Genomic DNA, 20332 nt, shown 5'->3' with positions numbered 1-20332 from the left:
ATTTGCGTCGAGTGAGCCCTTGCTGAACGAGGGAGAGAGCTCGTCCGTCAATCAAAATTTCGGGTTGGCTTTCCGCCAAGCCTCATACTCGTCATTGGCACTTGGGTGCAGCGGATAATAGCGTTGCAACGACCCGCCTTCCATGAGCTTCGCGCGCGAGAATTCCTCCCAATCGTGATGCTTCCGGGATTCCTCGATCACCTTCGCGGCCATTGCGACGGGAAGCACCACCACCCCGTCGTCGTCGGCGACGATGATGTCGCCGGGGATCACCGTGACACCGCCGCAGGCAATGGGAACGTTGACGGCGTTGGGATAGATGCTGGTTTGCACATGGTAGTTGGGCGTCCAGCCGCGCAGCCAGAGGGCCAGATCGAGCTTTTCGACATTGGGCCGGTCGCGCATGCACCCGTCGATGACGATCCCCGCGCCGCCTCTGCCCTTGAAGTAGGTCGACATCATGTCGCCGAAGACGCCCGAACTCATGTCGCCGCGCGCGTCGACCACGACCACATCGCCCTCCTGCGCATGGTAGAGCACGTGCCGGTGCAACTGTGTCTCCGGATCGGCATATTCTCCCTCGTTGAAAAGGTCGGGCCGCTGCGGCAGGAACTGCAGCGTCAGCGCCGGCCCCACGATCGACTTGCCGTGGTTCTGCGCCACCGGGCCGACCATGTGCGGATTGCGGAAGCCCATATGGCCAAGCGTGCCGGCAACCGTCGCGGCGCCGATCTCGCTTAGCGCGTCGATCAGGTCCTTGGGCGGCCGCGTGATGTCGGAAGTATGGGTCATTGTGGACTCCGATTGAAAGGAAACTACCAGTTCGTGACAGAACCATCGCGGCGCTTGAGGTGGGGCGCTTCCCAGAAACGGAAGCTCTGCGCCTGGACCGCCTCTTCGTTGACCTCGACGCCGAGCCCCGGCAGATCGGTAACGGGATAATCGGGGCCGTCGAGCCGTGGTTGCACCGGAAAGAATTCGGAATTGTCGAAGCCCAGCTTTGTTTCGGGCGCCCTGGTCTCCAGCCACGCGAAATTGGGTACCGCGGCGGCCAGATGCACGGTCGCGGCCGTGCACACCGGACCGAGCGGATTGTGCGGCATCAGGTCCACATAGTGCGCTTCGCTCCAGCCGGCGACTTTCATCGCTTCGGTGAAGCCGCCGACATTGCAGATGTCGAGCCGGTTGAACTGGTGGATGCCGCGCTCGATATAGGGCAGGAACTGCCACTTGCTGGCAAACTCCTCGCCGATGGCAAAGGGGATGTCGATCATCTTGCGCAGGGCCTCGTAGGCTTCCGGCGTCTCGTCGCGTATCGGCTCCTCGAGGAAGTCGAGCACGCCGCGGTCGAGCTTGTTGCAGAAGCTCGCCGCCTCCGCCACCGACAGCCGATGATGATAGTCGATGCCGAGCACGACGTCGTCGCCGAGCGCCCGGCGCGCCTTGTTCAGCATCGTCGCCGTAGGGCCGATCGACTCGCGGGGCTCGAAGATGTCCTTGCTGTCTTGCCCAACGGGAAAGAAGCGGATCGCCTGCCAGCCCTGCGCGCGCAATTCGCGGGCCCGTTCGACGGCCACGTCGCCCTCGGCCTCGTCTCCCGTCGAGGCGAAGGTGGGGATTCGGTCACGCTGCTTGCCACCGAGCAGCTCGTAGACCGGCACCCCCAGCGCCTTGCCCTTGATGTCGTGAAGGGCGATGTCGATGGCCGATATCGCCGCCTGGAGAACGCGTCCGCCCTCGAAATACTGGCTGCGATAAACCTCCTGCCAGATCCGCCCGGTCTGCATCGGGTCGCGGCCGATGAGAAACTCGCGATAGTGCTCGACCGCGCCAGCCACGGCCTTCTCGCGACCGCTCAAGCCGCTCTCGCCCCAACCAGAGATGCCCTGGTCGGTCTCGATCTTGACCAGCATCTGGTTGCGCGTTCCCACCCACACCGGATAGGGCTTGATCGCGGTGATCTTAAGCTTCGTAGTCATCCACGCCCACGTCCCACAAGCGTCCGCCCTGTCTCAGTCGGCCTCGAGGGCCATTTCGGTTTCACCGTCGAACAGATGCATCCGCTCCTGGTCGAACTCGAGCCAGATCCGCTCGTCGGGCGCCACGGCAATGTTCGGCGGCACGCTGACATTGACGATGGCACCGGACAGGAACGCCTGCACGAAGGTGACGTCTCCGGTTGGCTCCACCGTGTAGACCTTGGCCGGGATGCTGCCTGGCACCGCGCTCTTGTGCAGCTTGATCGTCGAGTGGCGTGCGCCGAGCACGACCTTTTTGGTCGCTGCCTTCGTGACCTTCTGGACGTTGCGCGGCGAGAGCCCGAGGCTCCAGCCCTCCGCGCTGGTCAACGCGGTGCCGCCGTTTGCCGTCGATGTTTCCAGCGGAATGAGGCTCATTGCCGGGCTGCCGATGAAACTGGCGACGAACATGTTCACCGGATGGGCAAAGACCTGAGCAGGCGAGTCGTATTGCTGCAGGAAGCCACCGTTCATCACCGCCATCTTGTCGGCCATCGTCACGGCTTCGAGCTGGTCGTGCGTCACATAGATGATCGTCGCCTTGAGGTCCTGGTGGAAGCGCTTGATCTCCGACCGCATCTGTACGCGCAGTTTGGCGTCGAGGTTGGAGAGCGGCTCGTCCATGAGGAACACGGCTGGGTCGCGCACGAGGGCGCGGCCCAGGGCCACACGCTGCTGCTGGCCACCCGAAAGTTCGCGAGGCTTGCGCTCGAGCAGGTGCGTCATGTCGAGCACCCGCGCCGCCTCCTTGACCTTCTTGTCGATCTCGTCCCTCGGCAGTTTGCGCATCTGCAGCGGGAACGCCAGGTTCATGTAAACCGACTTTTGCGGATAGAGCGCATAGTTCTGGAACACCATTGCGATGTCGCGGTCCTTGGGATCGAGGTCGTTGACCACCCGGTCGCCGATGACGATGTCGCCCGAGGTGATCGAGGTCAGCCCCGCGACAAGATTGAGCGTGGTTGTCTTGCCGCAGCCCGACGGGCCGACGAGCGCAACGAACTCGCCGTCGTTGACCGTCAGCGAAACGTCGTTGACGGCCTTGAAGCTGCCGTAGGTCTTGACGAGATCTTTGAGGACCACGTGGGCCATTGGCAACTCCCTAATGCTTGACCGCGCCTTCTGTCAGGGCGCGTACGAAGTATCGTTGCAGGACGAGGAAAAGCACCACGACGGGCACGCTCATCATGAAGCTCGCCGCCATCAGGCCTGGAAAGTCCGTCGTATTTTCCGAGAAGAAGCGCTGGATGCCGACCGGCAGCGTCAGCTGCTCGTTCTTTGAGAGGAAGGTGTAGGCGTAGATGTACTCGTTCCACGCGCCGATGAAGGAATAGATCGCGGTGGCGATGATCCCCGGCGTCGAAAGCGGCATCACGATCATGATGAATGCCTGGAACCGTGTTGCCCCGTCGATGCGCGCCGCCTGCTCGAGCTGCACCGGGATGTTGTCGTAAAACCCCTTGAGCAGCCAGATCGCCAGCGGCAGGCCGAAGGTGAGATAGGTCAGGATCAGCGAGCCATGCGTGTTCACCAGCCCGATCGCGCGCATCAGGATGAAGAGCGGTACGAGAAAGATCACCGCCGGGAACATGTTGCGCAGCAGCACGGCGAAGAACAGGAAGTTGCGTCCCGGGAACGTGAAGCGCGAAAATGCGTAGGCCGCGGGGACAGCCACGATCACGGAAAGGATCGTCGTGACGGTCGACACGAAAAGGCTGTTCCAGAAGAAGCGCAGGAAGTCCTGGCCGACGCTGTTCTGCGGATCCAGCAGCTTCTGGTAGCTGGCAAGCGTAGGCTCGTCCGGCCACCATTGCGGCGGGAATTGCGTCGCCGCGAAGCCGGACTTGATCGAGGTGATCAGCATCCAGATCATTGGCACGGCGGTGTAGAGCAGCATGAACAAGAGGAAGATCCGCCCCGCCCACCGCCATCCGTCGATGCGCATACGGCGACGGGTCTGGCCCCGAGCGGTGGCCTCGGCGATCGTGCTCATGCGCTCCCCTCTTTCCGCTCGTTGCCGCTCAGTGCACGGACGTAGAAGTAGCCCAGCGCCATCAGGATGAGGAACAGGAGCACCGAATAGGCCGACGCCACGCCCCAGCGCTGCCGGCCGAAGGCAAGCTCGTAAATGTGGGTTATCCAGATATGCGATGCGTTCGACGGCCCGCCCGCGGTCATGATCCAGGGGATGATGAAGGAATTGAAGTTGGCCACCGCAAGCAACAGGATCGTGACCACCGAGACGTTGCGCAAGTGCGGGAAGGTGACGTGCCAGAAGCGCTGCCATGCGTTGGCCCCGTCGACCTTGGCGGCGCGCAACAACTGCTCGGGGACTGTCTGGAGGCCGGCCATCATCATGATCATGGCAAACGGGAATTCGCGCCAGATGTTGACGACGATCAGGGAGGGCAGCACCGTGCTGACGTTGTCGATGAAATTGGGCGGCCGGTCGGTCAATCCGAGGCCGACCAGCACCGCGCCGATGATGCCGAAATCCGAATGGTAGATCCACTTCCAGATATAGGAGGCGGCGACCGCGCTGATCACCCAGGGAATGATCAGGATGGCGCGCAGGACGCCTCGGCCGACAAAGTCCCGGTGCAGCGCCAGCGCCGTGGCAAACCCCAGGACAAAGGAGATGAAGGTGGACCCGAATGTCCAGATCAAAGTGTTCCAGGTGACTTTCCAGAACACCTCGCTGGTCAGGATGGTGGTGTAATTGTCGAAGCCGATGAAGGTCTTGTCGCGGAGCTGCAGGCCGGGCGGCGTCTTATAGAACGACAGCTCGATCGTGTAGTAGATCGGATAGGCGATGACGACGAGCATCACGGCGATCGCCGGGAGCACGTATGCGTAGTCGGCGCGATGCGCCCAGATATTCCGCAACGCACCGGATCTGACGGGTTGTAATTTTCGGCGAGCCTCGGTCTTGCCGGTCACGATCGTCACTGTGGCGTGCCCTTGTTCTTCGGAACGAACCGGCCGCGCTCTCGGCGCGGCCGGCCAGATCGGAGGTCAGGTCCGGACTAGAGTCCGCCCATCAGGTCTTTCACCTTCTTGGCCGCGTCGTCCGCTGCCTGATCGACCGTCATCGCTCCGGTCAGGGCATTCTGCAGCATGTCCGGGACGATGATGTTCATGATCTCGGGGGACTCCGGCAGCGCCGGGAACGGGATGCCGTACGGAAGCATGGAGGTCGTGACGTCGAGGAACTTGATATGCTCCAGACGTTCCTTCATCCATTTGGTCTTGAAGCCGTTGAGGTTGCCCGGGTTCGAGCCGGCATAGGCCATCTTCAGCGACCATTCCGGACTCGCCCACATGCAGATCATCGCCTTCGCGGCCGGCTCGTCCACTTTTCCGCCCTCGACATATTCTGGCTTCAGGATGTGAATGTTCGAGCCGCCGAACACGACGGCGCGCTTGCCGTCGGGGCCAGTCGGGATCAGGCCGTAGCGCATGTTGTCGATGACGGTCTGCGCCTTTTCCTTGTCGGTGCCGGTCGCCTTCGCCTGCAGGTCGAGCATGACGTTGTAGTCGGACGGGTGCGAGACCATCATGCCCAACTGGCCGGCGACGAACAGAGGCTGGTTGTCGGCCTGCTGGTTGGTAAGTGCCGAGACCGGGACCGACTTGTCGCGGACATACATATCGTAGGAGGCTTGCAGCGCCGCCTTGCTCTGCGGGCTGTCGAGCTCCACCTCCTTGTAAGTCGGATTCGCCGTGGCTTCGTCGAAGACGCCGCCGCCATAGGCCCACAGCTGCGGCATGAAGCGATAGGGCGTGTTGCCGGCATTCTTGCGAGCCACGAGACCGTAACCGGCAATGCCGAGCTTGTCGTGGATCTGCTTGGAATATTTGACGACGTCGTCCCAGGTTGCCGGAGCCTTGTCCGGATCGAGACCCGCACGCTTGAAGATGTCGGCATTCCAGATGAACGCCATCGTCTCGTTGTTCGTCGGTACGCCGTAGGTAACTCCATCCCAGGTCACGGCCTTCATGGCGCCGGGCCAGAAATCCTCGGTCGAATAGCCAACATCCTCCGGCTTGAGCGGCTGCAGATAGCCCTTCGAGGCAAATTCGGTACCGCCCAGGATTTGCAGACGCACCGCCATCGGCGCGGCATTGCCCAGGAGTGCCGTGCGGAATTTGTCGAGAAGGTCGTTATAGGTGAGGGCCTGTTCCTCGAGCTGGATGTTTGGATAGGTCTTGCGGAAAGTCTCGAAGAAATCCTTGTGGTATTGGCGCAGGAGGTCGGGATCGCCCTCGAACACGCCCTGATACCAGAAGGTCAGTCGCCCCTTGTAATCCAGCGGGGTGACCTTGGCGCAATCGCCGGCCGTATCGAAATCCTGAGTTCCGGCGATGGAGCGCACATATTCGGGCGACCACTTGCTCAGGTCGACCGGTGGCGCACCCAGCGCGGATGTGGACATAAGCGATGTCGTCAAAATACCGACCACAGTGCCGCGCAGGACCGCACTGCCGAGCATGATCCTCGTCATAGGTATCCTCCCTGGTTCTCCGCCCCGCGATCGCGAGGGCGGTTCTTTCAGCATAGTGTATCCTCCCGATCATTTAGTACGTTTTCAGAACATGGATTGCCTGTCAACGCACCAGATCGTACATTGTTTATGGAAACCATGCGTGATATCGGGCAGACTGTGTGTCAATTTGGGGAGCCCGGCCTTGGCCGAAACAGACGATTTCAAGGCAAAACCACCTGCGGGGATCGACGCTATCGGAGCCTCGAGCGAGGGCGCCTCCCTTTACGAACTGATAAGGGAAGACATCATCGAGGGACGGCTCGCCGCCAATGAACGGCTTGTCGTCACCGATCTCGCCCGCCGCCACGGCACTTCGACCAACCCCGTGCGCGAGGCCCTCCAGCTGTTGCGGGGCGAGGGGTTCGTCATCTTCTCGCCCAACCGCGGCGCGCGCGTGAGACCCATCGATCAGGATTTCGTCCGCGATATCTACGAGATCGGCGTTCTGATCGAGCCGGCTCTGACGCGATGGTTCGTGGGTATGGCTACCGGCGAGGACATCGCCGAACTGGAACGTATCCAAGGCCTGATTGAAGAGAACAATTTCGCCGACACGCTCAGGCACAGCGAGTTGGATACCGCTTTTCACACCGTGATGTACCAGCGGCATTATAACCGCCATGCCGCCGAGCTCTGGTGGAAGCATCGCGAAGTGCTGCGGGCGGTGAGCCGGCGTTTCAATTTCACGCTGGCGCGGCGTGCCGCGATCATTCGCGAGCACCGCGAACTCATCGCGCTTATCAAAGCGGGGGAGGCGGACAAGGCGGCCGAACTCATTGCCCGCCATGTCGAGGGTTCCGGCCGGCATGTTCTCGAACAGATGCGTGCGCAACGCCGCTCGGGCCGGATAAGACGGGCCCAGTCAGAATGGCCCGCCCATTCCAGACAAAGGAGTTGAGATGAAAATCACGAGCGTTCGGCCGTGGCTGATCAAGTCCGGTGCTTCGTACTGGGGGGAATTCCTGTTCGTCGAGGTGACGACCGACGAAGGCGTGAGCGGCTGGGGGGAGATCACCACGACCACCAAGCTCGCCAACCGCGCCCTCTGCACGATCCTTCGGCAGATCGGAGCTGCGGTGACAGGCGAGGATCCGGCGCGCATCGAGTATCTCTGGCACAAGATCTTCCGCGGCTTCACCTATATGGGCAGTCGTGGCGCCGCGGTCGAATGCGTGAGCGCGATCGACATAGCCCTCTGGGACATCAGGGGCAAAGTCCTCGGCAAGCCGATCCACGAGCTGTTGGGCGGGCCGGTCCGCGATGAAATCGCGCTCTATACCCACCCCAACCAGGCCAAATTCACCAGCAAGGAGGCTGTGGTGCGCGAAATCCTGGACATCGTCGAGTCCGGACACACCGCGCTCAAGTTCGATCCTTTTCCCCACCAGGGTCGCTACGCCGACGGCGTGTCGCGTGAACAGCGGGACGGCTATCTCGAGGGCGGCATGGCCCGCAAGGACGAGCGCGAGGCGGCCGAACTCACGGCTCTGATCCGCGAAACGGCGGGCCCGGATGTCGACATCCTCATCGACGCGCATGGCCGTTTCGACGTGCCCACAGCCATTCGGCTCTGTCGCGGCCTCGAGGAAGCCGGCCAGATCGACTGGTTCGAGGAGCCCTGCCCGCCAGAGAGCCTCAACGCCCTCAAGCAGGTGCGCGAGAAGGTCAGTGCCGCTATCTCGTGGGGCGAGCGCGGCCACACGAAGTGGGATTTCGTGCCGGTCCTCGAGAACAAGCTCGCCGACTACATCATGCCCGACGTCACCTGGACCGGCGGGATCACCGAACTCAAGAAGATTTCCGCTCTGTGCGAAGCTTACTACATCCCGGTCTCACCCCATGATGCCGCAGGGCCGATAAACGTGGTTGCGGGAGCACAGGTGATGATGACCGTTCCCAACTTCTACAAGCTCGAAACGTCGGAGTGGAATTTGGGCAAGTACGATCATCTTATCGACAGGCCGCTCGACGTTTCGAACGGCAGCCTGAAGCTGTCGTCGAGGCCGGGTCTCGGCATCGAGATGAACCGCGATTACCTGCAAGCCCATGAGATCGAACTGGGCTAGCAGCATCATCGGCAGTATGCGGGCGACAGGTCCGCCGACCAGAACGAGGATCAATCATGCCAAAGACGGATGGAGCCGACGAGGCCCTCAACCGGGTCAGCACCAACTCGAAGCCGTCCGAGCTTCGCATCACCGACATGCGGGTGGCCGAAATCGTCGGCGCGCCGTTCACCTCGGCGCTGCTCAAGATCTACACCAACCAGGGCATCGTCGGGCTTGGCGAGGTGCGCGATGGCGCAAGCGCCACCTACGCACTGATGCTGAAGAGCCGGCTGCTTGGCGAGAACCCTTGCGACATCGACCGCCTGTTTCGCCGGATCAAGCAGTTCGGTGGGCACGGCCGGCAAGGCGGCGGCGTTTCGGCGGTCGAGATCGCCCTCTGGGATCTCGCCGGCAAGGCCTATGGCGTCCCCATCTACCAGATGCTTGGAGGACGGTTCCGCGACAAGGTGCGGGTCTATTGCGATACCGACGCCGAGAAACCGAGCGGCACCGAAACCGGCAAGCGCCTCAAGCAGCGCATGGACCGGGGTTTCACCTTCCTCAAGATGGACCTGGGCTTGATGCAGATCGCCCATGTCCCGGGCGCCGTGGCCGCGCCGGCCGGCGCGCTCGAAGGGTTTCATGCCAATCCGCGCGGCCGTGGCGGCACGCTCGAGGAACGCAAGGCCCGCAATCTCGCCTACGATGCGCAGAACGTGCAGCACCCGTTCACGGGCCTGCATTTCACCGAAAAGGGGATCGATCTGCTCGAACAGTACATCCACGAGGTTCGCGAGGTGATCGGATACGAGATCCCGCTCGCCATCGACCATGTCGGCCACATTTCGCTGCAGGATGGCATACGTCTGTCGCGCCGTATCGAGAAATACGTTCCGGCCTGGCTGGAGGACGTGATCCCCTGGCAATACACCGAGCAGTACCGGCAATTGCAGCAGGCTACCACGGTGCCGATCTGCACCGGCGAGGACATCTACCTCAAGGAAGGCTTCGAGCCGTTGCTCAAGAGCGGCGGCCTCTCGGTCATCCACCCGGACCTGCTCACCAGCGGGGGCATTCTCGAGACCAAGAAGATCGGCGATATGGCGCAGGATCACGGTGTCGCCATGGCGATCCATATGGCCGAAAGTCCGATCGCCGCGATGGCCGCCGCGCACGTCGCCACCGCGACCGAGAACTTCCTGGCGCTCGAATACCACTCCGCCGATGTCGACTGGTGGGACGATATCGTCACCGGCCTTCCCAAGCCGCTCGTCAAGGACGGCTTCATCACCGTGCCCGACAAGCCGGGGCTGGGCATAGACGATGTGGTCGACGAGGTGATCAGCCAGCATCTGCAGCCTGGTGTCACCGGGATATGGCAATCCACCGAGCATTGGGACAATGAATATAGCTGGGACCGGACCTGGAGTTAGCCCAGACCTCTGCCCGCATTCCCAGGCTAACAGGGCCAACGACCGACCATTCGTGTCGACCTCTCCGAAGGGAGAGGCGAAGAAAGAAACGGACGAAACCATGATCTACGAACTGCGTATCTACGACTGCCTGCCGGGCAGGCTGCCGGCTTTGCTCAAGCGCTTTTCCGAGCAAACGCTGGCCATCTGGGAGAGGCATGGCATCCGCCAAGCCGGGTTTTTCACCACGGCGATCGGCGAAAACAGCAATCGCCTCACCTATTTCCTGGCCTGGGAATCGCTGGCCGAGCGTGAGGCGAAATGGACGGCTTTCGTCACCGATCCGACATGGCAGAAGGCCCGGGACGAGTCCGAGCGCGACGGGCAGATCGTTGCCAATATCAGCAGCCAGCTGCTCACGCCGACAGCTTTCTCGTCCGTGAAATAGGACTGCGCCATGAAGATCACCGACCTTCGCTGTGCCGTCATCGGCAAGCATCCCATCGTTCGCGTCGTAACCGACGAGGGCCTCTACGGCCTGGGAGAAGTCGAGTTCACCAAGACCTATCTCAAGCCTTGGGTGCTGCATTTCCGCGAGGCGCTGATCGGCGAGGATCCGACCGACGTCGAGCGGGTGATGCTGAAGATCCGCCAGCGCGGCTCGTTCAAGCCGTATGGCGCGGCGGTCAGTGCAATCGAGCATGCGCTTTGGGACATTGCCGGCAAGGCCGCGGGCGTGCCGGTATACAAACTGCTCGGCGGCAAGGTGCGCGACAAGGTGCGCGTCTATAACGGCTCGATCCGCCAGAAACGCACGGGTGACCGGCCGGAGGACTACGCCGCCGACGTCAAATGGATGATGGAGCAGCCGCAGAACTTCTTCATGGTCAAGCAGGGGATTTCGTTCCATTCCAACATGAAGGACACCGTCGAGGACTTCCATTACGGCGTGACGCAGAAGAAGGCCGGCTATCACGGCGCCATGGATCAGGGCATGATCAGCGAGCGCGGTTTCAACCACATGCTCGACTGCGTGATCGCGATGAAGGAAGTGCTGGGCGATAAAGTCAGCCTGGCCCTCGACTGCGGCCCGGGCTGGATGCTGCCCGACGCGATCAGGTTCGCCCGCGCGGTCGAGAAGTACAATTTGATGTGGCTCGAGGACATGCTGACCGGCGATTATGTGCCGTGGGTCAATCCGCAGGCCTACCGGGAACTGACCACCTCGACCTCGACGCCGATTCATACCGGCGAGCAGATTTACCTGAGGCACAATTTCAAGGAGTTGATCGAGACCCAGGCCGTGCGCGTCATCGGCCCCGATCCTGCCGACATCGGCGGTATCGCCGAGCTCAAATGGGTCGCCGAGCACGCCTATATGCATTCGATCCTGATGGCGCCGCACGGCACCGCGAACGGCCTGCTGGGCCTCGGCGCGCTGATCAATGTCTGCGCGACCTTGCCCGCCAACTACGTGGCGTTCGAATATCCCAGTGCTTCCGACCCTTGGTGGGAGGAACTGGTGATCGGTTTGCCGCCACGGATCGTCACGGACAGCATGGTGGACCTGCTGGAAGCGCCAGGGCTGGGCCTCGATATCGATGCCGAAGCGGCCAGGAAGTATCTCGCGGCGGCGGACGCGGGCTTCTTCGACTGAACCCACTCTTCGAGCGATAGCCGTGCTTGACCTTCGGGCATCGTCATCGCGGTGTCGCGTGGCGCCGCTCTCGACGCGCGTTATCGATCCCGGGAGACACTTCGAACCATCGCTGAACATTCTGCTACGTTCGCCGGGGAATGGCCTCCGCGAAGAAATCGGTCACTTGGCGGACGCGGGCCGGAACGAAACGGCGTTTCGGCCAGACGAGACTTATATCCCTGACATCGCCCATAAATCCCTCGAGGATGGTAATGACGTCGGGATGGCTGAGTTCATCAGCAAGAGAAACCTTGGCGAACAGGCCAATTCCAACGCCGGCCAGAACAGCGGCCCGGATGGTTTCGACACTGTTAGACCAGAGGTTCCCCCGGACCGGCACGCTGAATCGACCTTCTTGCCCCACGAACGGCCAATTCGCCGCCTCCGTCAGGCCGCCATACAAAAGGCAATTGTGCTCGACGAGCTCCGCCGGGGTCTTTGGGATTCCATGGCGCTCGAAATAGCGGCGGGATCCGACGCAGACGAGGGGAGTGATCGCCACGCGCCTGACAACCGCGTCGGGTTCGGTGACAGGTCCAAGTCGTATCGCCAGGTCGATCCGGTCTTCCACCATATCTCGCACGATGTCCGAGAGAACGAGATCCACCTGAAGGCCAGGGTTGAGCGACAACAGGTCGGGGATGAGCGGCAAGACATGAAGACGGCCAAAAGTGCCAGATACGGCGATCCTGATTAGACCCGAAACACCCAACGCGCTGCTGGTCAGTTCGCTATCGGCGTCCTGCATCTCGTCAACAAGCGGCTTTGTCCGGTCATAGTATCTCCGCCCTTCATCCGTAAGGGTCACCCGGCGTGTGCTCCTGTTGAACAGCCTCACGCCCAGGCGTTTTTCCAACGCAGCGATGGCTTTACTGATGGCCGCCTGTGAGTCCCCGGTAATGCGGGCCGCGGCGGAAAAACCACCTGCTTCAACCACGGCTATGAAGGCGCTCAGTTCGTTGAACCGGTCCATCCAATTCCTCCTGGGAATTAATGTTATGGCAATTTAGGCCATTATCTCTGGTTCGGACATCACCCACATACAGGTTTCTCCGCAACCAAAGGAAGGGTGTCATGAATATCGAACTTACTGGCCGCGCGGCGGTCGTTACCGGGTCCACGGCAGGTATCGGCCGAGCCATTGCGGAAGGGCTGGCGCGCGCCGGTGCCGCGGTCGTGATCAACGGCCGCCGCGAGGACAGGGTCGCCGCAACGCTTGGTGAGTTGCGCAAGCTTTTCCCAAAGGGTGAGTTCACCGGCGTTACCGCCGATCTTGCTACCCCGGAAGGCGCGGCGGAGTTGTTCGCGCGGGCGCCGGACGCGGACATTCTCGTCAACAATGTGGGCACGGGGCGCCCGAAGTCGTTCTTCGAAATTGGCGACGGCGAGTGGATCGATCTTTTCGAGCTGAACGTCATGAGCGGCATTCGCGCCGCCCGTCACTATGTGCCGAACATGACGAAGCGCGGCTGGGGGCGTGTTGTCTTCATCAGCAGCGAGTCCGCGCTCGCAATACCCAAGGACATGATCGACTACGCCATGACCAAAACCGCCCAACTCGCCATTGCGAGGGGCTTGGCCGAGGAGGTCGGCGGGACGGGCGTCACCGTCAATTCGGTTCTCCCTGGTCCGACGAATTCGGAAATCATGAGTGGTTGGATGAAGGCGGCCGCGAAAGAGCAAGGCATTACGCAACAGGAAGCCGAGCAGCAATTCTTGAAGACGTTGCGCCCGACATCGCTCCTCAATCGCTTTGCGACGACTGAGGAAGTCGCGAACTTGGTCGTCTATGTCTGCTCGGAGCAGGCATCCGGGACAACCGGCACTTCCTTGCGTGTCGACGGTGGTGTCGTTCGGACAATCGCATAGGGCGCCAGCTTTCCACGCGTTCAACGGCCCGGCGGCGGCGGCCTTTCGGGCCTTATCGCAACCGGCGCGAGGGCCACACTACCGACGGCGACGGACCACTGACTTCGACCGCGTCTTGGCGGTAGACCCCGGTCGCGTCGAAGTGGAAAGCGACCGGCGCATCCAAGAATGCGCCGCTCGGCAAATGTGTCAGCTATGCCGGATCTCGGTCCCCAGAACCTTCAGGCACTCGCGTATGAAGGCGGCGAGGGCTGTCCAGCCCTTGGCCGACACCATCGTTCCATCGACATAGGCCTCCGTCGGCGAGAGGTCGACATAAGTGCCTCCGGCCAGCGTCACTTCGGGTTCGCAAGCAGCGAGCGCGCCGACCTTCTTGCCGCGCACGACGCCGTCCACGGCAATCAGAATCTGAACCCCATGGCAGATCGTGAAAATCGGCTTCTGGGTATCGTGGAAGTGGCGCACCATGGCTTGCACCCGCTTGTCGGTGCGGATGTATTCCGGGCCGCGACCGCCGGCGCAATAGACGGCGTGGTATTGATCGAGCTGCTTTTCCGCCTCCGCGAACGTCTTGTTGATCACCTGAAAATGGCCGAGCTTTTCGGTGTAGGTCTGGTCGCCCTCGAAGTCGTGCAGGGAGGTCTTGATGAGGTCTCCCGCCTTCTTGTCCGGGCAGACCACGTGGACGGTGTGGCCGACGGCTTCCATAGCCTGCTGGTAGACGAAGATCTCGTACTCCTCGGTGAACTCGCCGGTGAGCATCAATATTTTCTTGCCTGACATAGTCGGTTCCTCCGTCGTGTGAAAAGGGCGGGGCGAACCCATGCTGCGCCCCGCATTGGCTTTGTCCGTCCTCGGAATGGAGAGTTGGGGACGTGGTATTCCTCGGTGCTGTGTTTGGTGGTCAGCGGCGCGGACATCGGTTTCGCCTCAATCGAAGGCCGGCAGCAGGCGATCGCGCGAGTGCTCGATGTGGGCGCGCATGGCTTCCGCGGCGGCATCGGGATCGGCCGAGCCGAACGCGGCCAGGATCGCCTCATGCTCGTCCAGCGCCTCCTCGGTCACGCGGGAGTGGTACATCAGCCGGAATATGTGGAAGTGGGTGTGTTGATAACCCAGCGTCTCGCGAATGAGTTCGTTTTCGGCGTATTCCATGATCTTGTCGTGGAAAATCGCGTCCTGGCGGGCGAAGTTTGAATAGCGCAGGCGCTCGTCCTTGCCTTCGCGGCGCGACATCACGCCTGCCGCCTCGAGCAGTGTGCCGAGTTTGGCCTCATCCATCGCCGCGGCGGCCTTCGCCGCGCCGTGCGGTTCGAGCAGGAGACGCATTTCGTACAATTCGTCGAAACGGCGCCGGGTGATCTGCGGTGCGGCGCGGTATCCGATCAGATGCGTCTTCAGAACCAGGCCTTCGCCTTCGAGACGCCCAAGCGCCTCGCGGATCGGCGTATGGGAAACGTCGAATTCCTTTACCAGGTTGTCGACGGTGATGCGTGAACCGGGCGCGATCTTCAGCGACATCAGCTGCGCGAAAATGGCCTCGTAAACGTCCTCTGAAAGGCTGCTCGCGCGCTGGATGCGACCCGCTCCCGTGGGCGTCTCACCATTATTGCTCAAACTGACAGGTTGCATCTTTCGCCTCTCGACAGGGGACTGCTAACACGAGGGTTTGACCGATGCAATACTATATCCTATACGATCTTATCGGCACCGCTCAGTTCGGGACCTTCGGTGCGGATTTACAACGCGAGTTTTCCGACACCCTCAAGGGATGCAGCCTGCCATGAGCCTTCTCACAGCCCTCCGGCTCCCCCGCGAAATTCTGTTCGGAAAGGGGCAGCGTCATGCGCTGCCGGCCGTGGCCGGTCGCCTTGGCCGACGTGCCCTGGTCTGCACCGACGAGCGTTTCGCCGGCACGCCCCTGTTCGCTGAAATCATGGAATCCCTGCAGGCCGCGTCCATCGACGTGCTGGTTCACGACGGCGTCCTCCCGGACGTGCCGCGCGACTCGGTGGCGGCCGGCGTCGAGGAAGCGAAAGGCTTCGAGCCCGACATGGTGATCGGCATCGGTGGCGGCAGCTGTCTCGATTTCGCCAAATGCGCCGCCTTGCTGATCAGCCACGGTGGCGAGCTGAAGGATTATTACGGCGAGTTCAAAGTCCCCGGACCGACGCTGCCGCTGATTGCCGTGCCGACCACGGCCGGTACAGGATCGGAGGTGACGCCCGTCGCGGTGATATCCGATCCGGACCGGACGCTCAAAGTCGGCATATCGAGCCCCCATCTCATTGCCGCAATTGCCATCTGCGACCCCGAACTGACGATGACCTGTCCGCCGGGCCTGACCGCGATCGCCGGCGCCGACGCGCTCACCCATGCGATCGAGGCCTTCACGGCCATGCGCCGGGACGGGGACTTCAGCCTGCCGCAGCGCCACGTTTTCATCGGCAAGACGCCGTTGACCGATCATTTCGCGCTGCTGGCCGTCAAACTTCTCGGCCGTAGTCTGGAGAAGGCGTGCACCGACGGCGGCGACGCCGAGGCGCGCGCCGACGTGATGATGGGAGCGCTGGCTGCGGGTTGCGCGTTCGGCACCGCCGGCACGGCGGCGGCGCATGCGGTGCAATACCCGGCCGGCGCGCTGACACACACGCCGCACGGGCTGGGGGTGGCGACAATGATGCCTTATGTGATGAGCTACAACAGCCGTGTGGCCGCGGCGGAAATCGCCGAGATAGGGATCGCCCTTGGCCTTGAGCCGAACGGCCGAAACGCCGACGAAATGGCGCGCGCCACCATCGAGGAGATCAGGCGCTTGTTTGCCGCGATCGGGATAACCCCGACGCTGGCCGGGCTGGGGCTTCCGGCCGACAGGCTCGACTGGACCGCCGAGCAGGCGCTCGGTATCGATCGCCTGATCAAGAACAACCCGCGCCCATTCGACCTCGCCGCCATGCGCCGCCTTGTCCAGGCGGCCTATTACGGCGATCTCACCGCTTGCGCCATGTGAACGTCAGGAACAAGACGATGAACCTTCCCTACAATGCCTTCCATCTCGATCAGGATCCCTACGATGTGCGGGGTTTCTCGCACCGGCTCTACATTGGCGGACAATGGCTGCCGTCGTCAGACGGCGGGCTCATCGAGGTCACCGATCCATCCTCCGGCGCCGTAATCGCGGCGGTCCCCGATGCGACCCTGGAGGATGCCGCCGCCGCGGTGGAGGCCGCGGCCAAAGCCGCCAACGGGTGGCGCGAGACCGCGCCACGCAAGCGCTCCGAGATTCTGAGGCGCTGCTTCGAACTGATGGTCGAGCGGTCGGAGACGCTTGCCATGCTGATCTCGCTGGAGAACGGCAAGGCCCTGCGCGACGCGCGCGGCGAGGTGGCTTACGCGGCCGAATTCTTTCGCTGGAACGCCGAGGAAGCCGTTCGCATCACTGGCGAGTTTGGCACCGCTCCATCCGGTACCAACCGGATCGTGGTCGACTACCAGCCGATCGGCATCTGCGTCCTCATCACGCCTTGGAATTTCCCAGCCGCGATGGCGACACGCAAGATCGCGCCGGCCCTCGCGGCGGGCTGCACGGTCATTCTGAAGCCGGCCAGCGAGACCCCGCTGACCGCCTACGCACTCGCCGCGCTCTACAGCGAAGCCGGCGTGCCGGACGGTGTCGTCAACGTGCTGACGACGTCGGCACCTGGGCCCTTGACGTCGGCCATGCTGGCCGATCCGCGCGTCAGGAAGCTCTCCTTCACCGGTTCGACCGGCGTCGGCCGCGCCTTGCTCGCCGAAGCCGCCAAACATGTGATTTCCTGTTCCATGGAGCTTGGCGGCAATGCACCCTTCATCGTCTTCGACGATGCCGATCTCGATGCGGCCCTCGACGGCGCCATGATCGCCAAGATGCGCAATGCCGGCGAAGCCTGTACGGCCGCCAACCGCATCTACGTCCAGTCGGGTATCCATGATGCGTTCGCCGACGGCCTGTCCCGGCGCATGGCCGCGCTCAAGATCGGCGCCGGCACCAAGGCGGACACCGAATGTGGGCCTATGATCACCAAGAAGGCGGTCGACAAGATCGACCGGTTGGTCAGGGACGCGGTTAACCGGGGGGCCAAGGTACTCTGCGGGGGCTCGGTGCTTGAAGAAGATGGCTTTTTCTATCCTCCGACGGTCCTGTCCGAAGTCTCGCCGGACGCCGACATGGCGCATGAGGAAATCTTCGGCCCGGTGGCGCCCATCACCCGCTTCGAGAGCGAGGCGCAGGCCATCCTCCATGCCAACAATACCGAATACGGCCTAGCCGCCTATCTCTACACGCGCGATGTGGCGCGCGGCATGAGGGTGGCCTCGGAGATCGAGGCCGGCATGATCGGCCTCAACCGCGGATTGATGTCGGATCCCGCCGCGCCCTTTGGCGGAGTCAAGCAAAGTGGCCTCGGGCGGGAAGGGGGCCAGCACCACGGCATGGCCGAATTCATGGAGGCCAAATACATCGCTGTAACCTTCTGAGTGGGACTCCATGTCGAAAGATCCTTTTCGCACCCGCGACCACGTTGCCGATTTCGATGACATCGTGGCCGATATCGTTGCCCGCAGCGCTACGACGCGGACTTCGTTGCCCATGCTGGCGGATGTCGCCTATGGGCCGCACGAGGCCGAACGCCTCGACCTGTTCTTTCCGCAGGGACCGCGTCACGACCTCCCGGTGCACGTCTTCATCCATGGTGGCTATTGGCGCATGTTCACCAGAAGCGATTATTCCTACGTTGCCGAAACGGTAACGGGAGCCGGGGCAATCGCGGTCGTGATCGACTATGCGCTGATGCCTGCCGTGAGGATGGCGGCAATCGTCGACCAGATCCGGCGCGCGAGGCAATGGGTGCGGGATAATATCGCCAGCCATGGCGGCGATCCCGGTCGGCTAAGCGTCAGCGGCCATTCCGCCGGGGCGCATCTGGCGACTTTTTTGTTCAACGAGGGTTCGGCATATCCGCCCTCGGCGGCACTTCTGCTCGGCGGGCTGTATGATCTGAAGCCCCTTCAGCATTCCTTCCTCGAGCCTTTGATAGGTCTCACCGACACGGAAGTTGAGGCATTTTCGCCGATGAGCAAGGTCCACTCGTCGCAAACAAAGGTAGCGGTATTGGTCGGCGAACGGGAAACGGAACCGTTTCACCTGCAGGCCAGATTGTTTGCCGATCGCCTGACGGAGCAGGGTCTGACAGCCTCGAGGGGCATCGTCGGGGGGCGCAATCATATGGATAGCGTCCGAGATTTGGGGCTGCGCGGGACAATCGCGGGCGACTGGCTTCGCCAGCTCATCCTGGCCGGATGAACTCGACCCGAGTCGGCCTACCTGCTCCTGCCTGCCTGAAAGTTCCCGCGGTTTGCGCATGAGCAGGCCCATGCCGAGCACCAGCCTCTTCCTTGGCTTGTTGACGACCTCTTCCTTGAGCACCTGCTGCCCAGCACGTGAAATATATTTCACTATTTGAATTATATTGACACTGCGCGCCGGGGCTGTAATGTCCCGATCGTCGGCTTTCGGAGGAAGGCCGGCTTCATCAAATCCATACGGCAGCGCTCGCAGGGCGCCTGCGACGGTCATTGAGGATGGCTTCGGCCAAGGGAGGAAACTTGCGCAAATTTCTGAGCACGCTCGCAATCGCGGCGGCTGCATCGACCTGCTTTGGGCCGATGCTGGCACGCGCCGAAACCGCCAACCCGTTCAAATGCGAGCCGGGTGAAAAATACGTCATGAACGTCATGGTTTCGGGTGTCGAATATTGGTTCCCGGTCTATGAAATGTTCAAGCAGGCCGGCCAGCAGTTCGGCTGCGAGACCGCCTATACCGGCACGCCCGAATATGACGTCAACAAGCAGATCGCCAGCTTCGACCAGGCGCTGGCACAGAAGCCCGCCGGCATACTGGTGCATCCGATGAACTCCGATCCGTTCATCGAACCGATCAACCGCGCCATCGAGCAGGGCACCGCCGTGGTGACCTTCGCCGCCGACTCGCCGAATTCCAAGCGGGTCTCCTACATCACCTCCGACAACAATGCCGAGGGCACCTATGCCGCCGACGCCGTTGCCAAGGCGATGGACGGCAAGGGCGAATATGCCGTGCTGGAGAACCCTGGCCAGGACAATCACGACAAGCGCGTCAACGCCTTTGTCGCCCGCATGGAAGCCAAATGGCCCGAGATGAAGCTCGTCGGCCGCGCCGCTTCGAACCAGGATCCGACCAAGGCCTATCAGGCCGTTCTGAGCCTGGCCCAGGCGCATCCTGATCTCGGTGCCGTGTTCATGCCGGAAGCCAATTCGGCCATCGGCGCCGCCCAGGCCGCCAAGGAAGGCGGTGGCAAGATCCGCGTCATGCTCGCCGACGTCAACGCCAAGATCCTCGACATGATCAAGGCCGGCGAGATCTTCGGATCGGTCAATCCAAACCAGGGCATGCAGGGCTATATGGGCTTCATGCTGTTGTGGATGGCCAAGCATCCCGGCCTGATCGACCCGATGAACGACGCCAAACGCTCGGGCTTCAATCCGATGAGCGTGCCCTTCGTCGACAATGGCTTCTCCATTGTCTCCAAGGACAATGCGGATGACTTCTACTGGGACAAATACCTGAAGCGTCGCGGCACCAAGGGCATCGAGGAATAGTCTCGATTTCCCTCTCCGATCCTCGCGGGTCGGACCAAGCCGGGAAGGAGGCCTTCGCCTCCTT

At 62.2% G+C, this 20332-nt stretch carries 18 protein-coding genes and 1 pseudogene; 10 read left to right on the top strand and 9 right to left on the bottom strand.

The features are described 5' to 3' along the window. Nucleotides 1-51: 51 nt before the first annotated feature. The 6 genes from LB564_RS14465 to LB564_RS14440 all read right to left on the bottom strand — a co-directional run bounded on the left by LB564_RS14465 (nucleotide 52) and on the right by LB564_RS14440 (nucleotide 6523). Entirely contained in the window at nucleotides 52-792 is a 741-nt protein-coding gene (locus tag LB564_RS14465) for a ribonuclease activity regulator RraA (RefSeq protein WP_140705096.1), read from the bottom strand. Between the two features lie 23 nt (nucleotides 793-815). Continuing rightward, nucleotides 816-1979 carry a mandelate racemase/muconate lactonizing enzyme family protein gene (locus tag LB564_RS14460; protein ID WP_140705098.1) on the bottom strand — a complete coding sequence of 388 codons (1164 nt, stop codon included), beginning with the start codon at nucleotides 1977-1979 and terminating at the stop codon, nucleotides 816-818. A 33-nt stretch (nucleotides 1980-2012) separates the two neighbouring features. Continuing rightward, complete coding sequence (locus LB564_RS14455) at nucleotides 2013-3110, bottom strand: ABC transporter ATP-binding protein (RefSeq protein ID WP_140705100.1); 1098 nt, start codon at nucleotides 3108-3110, stop codon at nucleotides 2013-2015. Between the two features lie 10 nt (nucleotides 3111-3120). Continuing rightward, nucleotides 3121-4011 carry a carbohydrate ABC transporter permease gene (locus tag LB564_RS14450; RefSeq protein ID WP_140705102.1) on the bottom strand — a complete coding sequence of 297 codons (891 nt, stop codon included), beginning with the start codon at nucleotides 4009-4011 and terminating at the stop codon, nucleotides 3121-3123. Continuing rightward, entirely contained in the window at nucleotides 4008-4967 is a 960-nt protein-coding gene (locus LB564_RS14445; protein ID WP_140705104.1) for a carbohydrate ABC transporter permease, read from the bottom strand. The genes LB564_RS14450 and LB564_RS14445 overlap by 4 nt, the downstream gene beginning before the upstream one ends. 77 nt (nucleotides 4968-5044) lie before the next feature. Further along, a complete protein-coding gene (locus LB564_RS14440; protein WP_224538661.1) occupies nucleotides 5045-6523 on the bottom strand; it encodes an ABC transporter substrate-binding protein in 1479 nt (492 codons plus the stop codon). 184 nt (nucleotides 6524-6707) lie between these two features. On the opposite strand from LB564_RS14440, the pseudogene LB564_RS14435 reads away from it, so the two are divergent. The 5 genes and pseudogenes from LB564_RS14435 (at nucleotide 6708) to LB564_RS14415 (ending at nucleotide 11682) form a co-directional block, all read left to right on the top strand. Beyond that, nucleotides 6708-7416 (top strand): annotated as a pseudogene (locus LB564_RS14435) (GntR family transcriptional regulator). Nucleotides 7417-7464: 48 nt separating this feature from the next. Then, nucleotides 7465-8631 carry a mandelate racemase/muconate lactonizing enzyme family protein gene (locus LB564_RS14430; protein ID WP_224538657.1) on the top strand — a complete coding sequence of 389 codons (1167 nt, stop codon included), beginning with the start codon at nucleotides 7465-7467 and terminating at the stop codon, nucleotides 8629-8631. A 56-nt stretch (nucleotides 8632-8687) separates the two neighbouring features. Beyond that, nucleotides 8688-10046, top strand: a complete 1359-nt coding sequence (locus LB564_RS14425; protein ID WP_224538656.1) for a mandelate racemase/muconate lactonizing enzyme family protein — start codon at nucleotides 8688-8690, stop codon at nucleotides 10044-10046. 100 nt (nucleotides 10047-10146) lie between these two features. Beyond that, nucleotides 10147-10473, top strand: a complete 327-nt coding sequence (locus LB564_RS14420; protein ID WP_224538654.1) for an NIPSNAP family protein — start codon at nucleotides 10147-10149, stop codon at nucleotides 10471-10473. Nucleotides 10474-10482: 9 nt separating this feature from the next. Then, nucleotides 10483-11682: a mandelate racemase/muconate lactonizing enzyme family protein gene (locus LB564_RS14415; protein ID WP_224538652.1), complete on the top strand. Its 1200-nt coding sequence runs from the start codon at nucleotides 10483-10485 to the stop codon at nucleotides 11680-11682. Between the two features lie 124 nt (nucleotides 11683-11806). On the opposite strand, the gene LB564_RS14410 is transcribed toward LB564_RS14415, so the two are convergent. Next, nucleotides 11807-12697: a LysR family transcriptional regulator gene (locus LB564_RS14410; protein ID WP_224538650.1), complete on the bottom strand. Its 891-nt coding sequence runs from the start codon at nucleotides 12695-12697 to the stop codon at nucleotides 11807-11809. A gap of 101 nt (nucleotides 12698-12798) precedes the next feature. Between LB564_RS14410 and LB564_RS14405 the strand changes: the two genes are divergently transcribed. Beyond that, nucleotides 12799-13593 (top strand): SDR family NAD(P)-dependent oxidoreductase, encoded by a 795-nt coding sequence (locus LB564_RS14405; RefSeq protein WP_224538648.1) that lies wholly within the window; start codon nucleotides 12799-12801, stop codon nucleotides 13591-13593. 189 nt (nucleotides 13594-13782) lie between these two features. Here LB564_RS14405 and LB564_RS14400 read toward each other — a convergent pair whose 3' ends face one another. Both LB564_RS14400 and LB564_RS14395 read right to left on the bottom strand, forming a co-directional pair. Further along, on the bottom strand, nucleotides 13783-14376 hold the full coding sequence (locus LB564_RS14400; protein WP_140705122.1) for a DJ-1/PfpI family protein: 594 nt from the start codon (nucleotides 14374-14376) through the stop codon (nucleotides 13783-13785). A 147-nt stretch (nucleotides 14377-14523) separates the two neighbouring features. Further along, nucleotides 14524-15225, bottom strand: a complete 702-nt coding sequence (locus LB564_RS14395; RefSeq protein ID WP_224538646.1) for a GntR family transcriptional regulator — start codon at nucleotides 15223-15225, stop codon at nucleotides 14524-14526. Between the two features lie 151 nt (nucleotides 15226-15376). Between LB564_RS14395 and LB564_RS14390 the strand changes: the two genes are divergently transcribed. From LB564_RS14390 to LB564_RS14375, 4 genes are all read left to right on the top strand, one after another. Further along, nucleotides 15377-16603: an iron-containing alcohol dehydrogenase gene (locus tag LB564_RS14390; RefSeq protein ID WP_224538644.1), complete on the top strand. Its 1227-nt coding sequence runs from the start codon at nucleotides 15377-15379 to the stop codon at nucleotides 16601-16603. 17 nt (nucleotides 16604-16620) lie between these two features. Then, nucleotides 16621-18108 carry an NAD-dependent succinate-semialdehyde dehydrogenase gene (locus tag LB564_RS14385; protein WP_224538642.1) on the top strand — a complete coding sequence of 496 codons (1488 nt, stop codon included), beginning with the start codon at nucleotides 16621-16623 and terminating at the stop codon, nucleotides 18106-18108. Nucleotides 18109-18118: 10 nt separating this feature from the next. Beyond that, complete coding sequence (locus LB564_RS14380) at nucleotides 18119-18934, top strand: alpha/beta hydrolase (protein ID WP_224538640.1); 816 nt, start codon at nucleotides 18119-18121, stop codon at nucleotides 18932-18934. 302 nt (nucleotides 18935-19236) lie between these two features. Then, complete coding sequence (locus tag LB564_RS14375) at nucleotides 19237-20268, top strand: substrate-binding domain-containing protein (RefSeq protein ID WP_224538638.1); 1032 nt, start codon at nucleotides 19237-19239, stop codon at nucleotides 20266-20268. The last annotated feature ends 64 nt before the right edge of the window (nucleotides 20269-20332 follow it).

The sequence above is a fragment of the Mesorhizobium sp. ES1-6 genome, assembly GCF_020164775.1.
Lineage (GTDB): Bacteria > Pseudomonadota > Alphaproteobacteria > Rhizobiales > Rhizobiaceae > Mesorhizobium.
This window is presented reverse-complemented; position numbering and strand designations above follow the sequence as displayed.

Coding starts and splice junctions, on each gene's coding strand:
- LB564_RS14465 (WP_140705096.1), bottom strand. CDS start 792: ATGACCCATACTTCCGACATCACGCGGCCGCCCAAGGACCTGATCGAC.
- LB564_RS14460 (WP_140705098.1), bottom strand. CDS start 1,979: ATGACTACGAAGCTTAAGATCACCGCGATCAAGCCCTATCCGGTGTGG.
- LB564_RS14455 (WP_140705100.1), bottom strand. CDS start 3,110: ATGGCCCACGTGGTCCTCAAAGATCTCGTCAAGACCTACGGCAGCTTC.
- LB564_RS14450 (WP_140705102.1), bottom strand. CDS start 4,011: ATGAGCACGATCGCCGAGGCCACCGCTCGGGGCCAGACCCGTCGCCGT.
- LB564_RS14440 (WP_224538661.1), bottom strand. CDS start 6,523: ATGACGAGGATCATGCTCGGCAGTGCGGTCCTGCGCGGCACTGTGGTC.
- LB564_RS14430 (WP_224538657.1), top strand. CDS start 7,465: ATGAAAATCACGAGCGTTCGGCCGTGGCTGATCAAGTCCGGTGCTTCG.
- LB564_RS14425 (WP_224538656.1), top strand. CDS start 8,688: ATGCCAAAGACGGATGGAGCCGACGAGGCCCTCAACCGGGTCAGCACC.
- LB564_RS14420 (WP_224538654.1), top strand. CDS start 10,147: ATGATCTACGAACTGCGTATCTACGACTGCCTGCCGGGCAGGCTGCCG.
- LB564_RS14415 (WP_224538652.1), top strand. CDS start 10,483: ATGAAGATCACCGACCTTCGCTGTGCCGTCATCGGCAAGCATCCCATC.
- LB564_RS14410 (WP_224538650.1), bottom strand. CDS start 12,697: ATGGACCGGTTCAACGAACTGAGCGCCTTCATAGCCGTGGTTGAAGCA.
- LB564_RS14405 (WP_224538648.1), top strand. CDS start 12,799: ATGAATATCGAACTTACTGGCCGCGCGGCGGTCGTTACCGGGTCCACG.
- LB564_RS14400 (WP_140705122.1), bottom strand. CDS start 14,376: ATGTCAGGCAAGAAAATATTGATGCTCACCGGCGAGTTCACCGAGGAG.
- LB564_RS14395 (WP_224538646.1), bottom strand. CDS start 15,225: ATGCAACCTGTCAGTTTGAGCAATAATGGTGAGACGCCCACGGGAGCG.
- LB564_RS14390 (WP_224538644.1), top strand. CDS start 15,377: ATGAGCCTTCTCACAGCCCTCCGGCTCCCCCGCGAAATTCTGTTCGGA.
- LB564_RS14385 (WP_224538642.1), top strand. CDS start 16,621: ATGAACCTTCCCTACAATGCCTTCCATCTCGATCAGGATCCCTACGAT.
- LB564_RS14380 (WP_224538640.1), top strand. CDS start 18,119: ATGTCGAAAGATCCTTTTCGCACCCGCGACCACGTTGCCGATTTCGAT.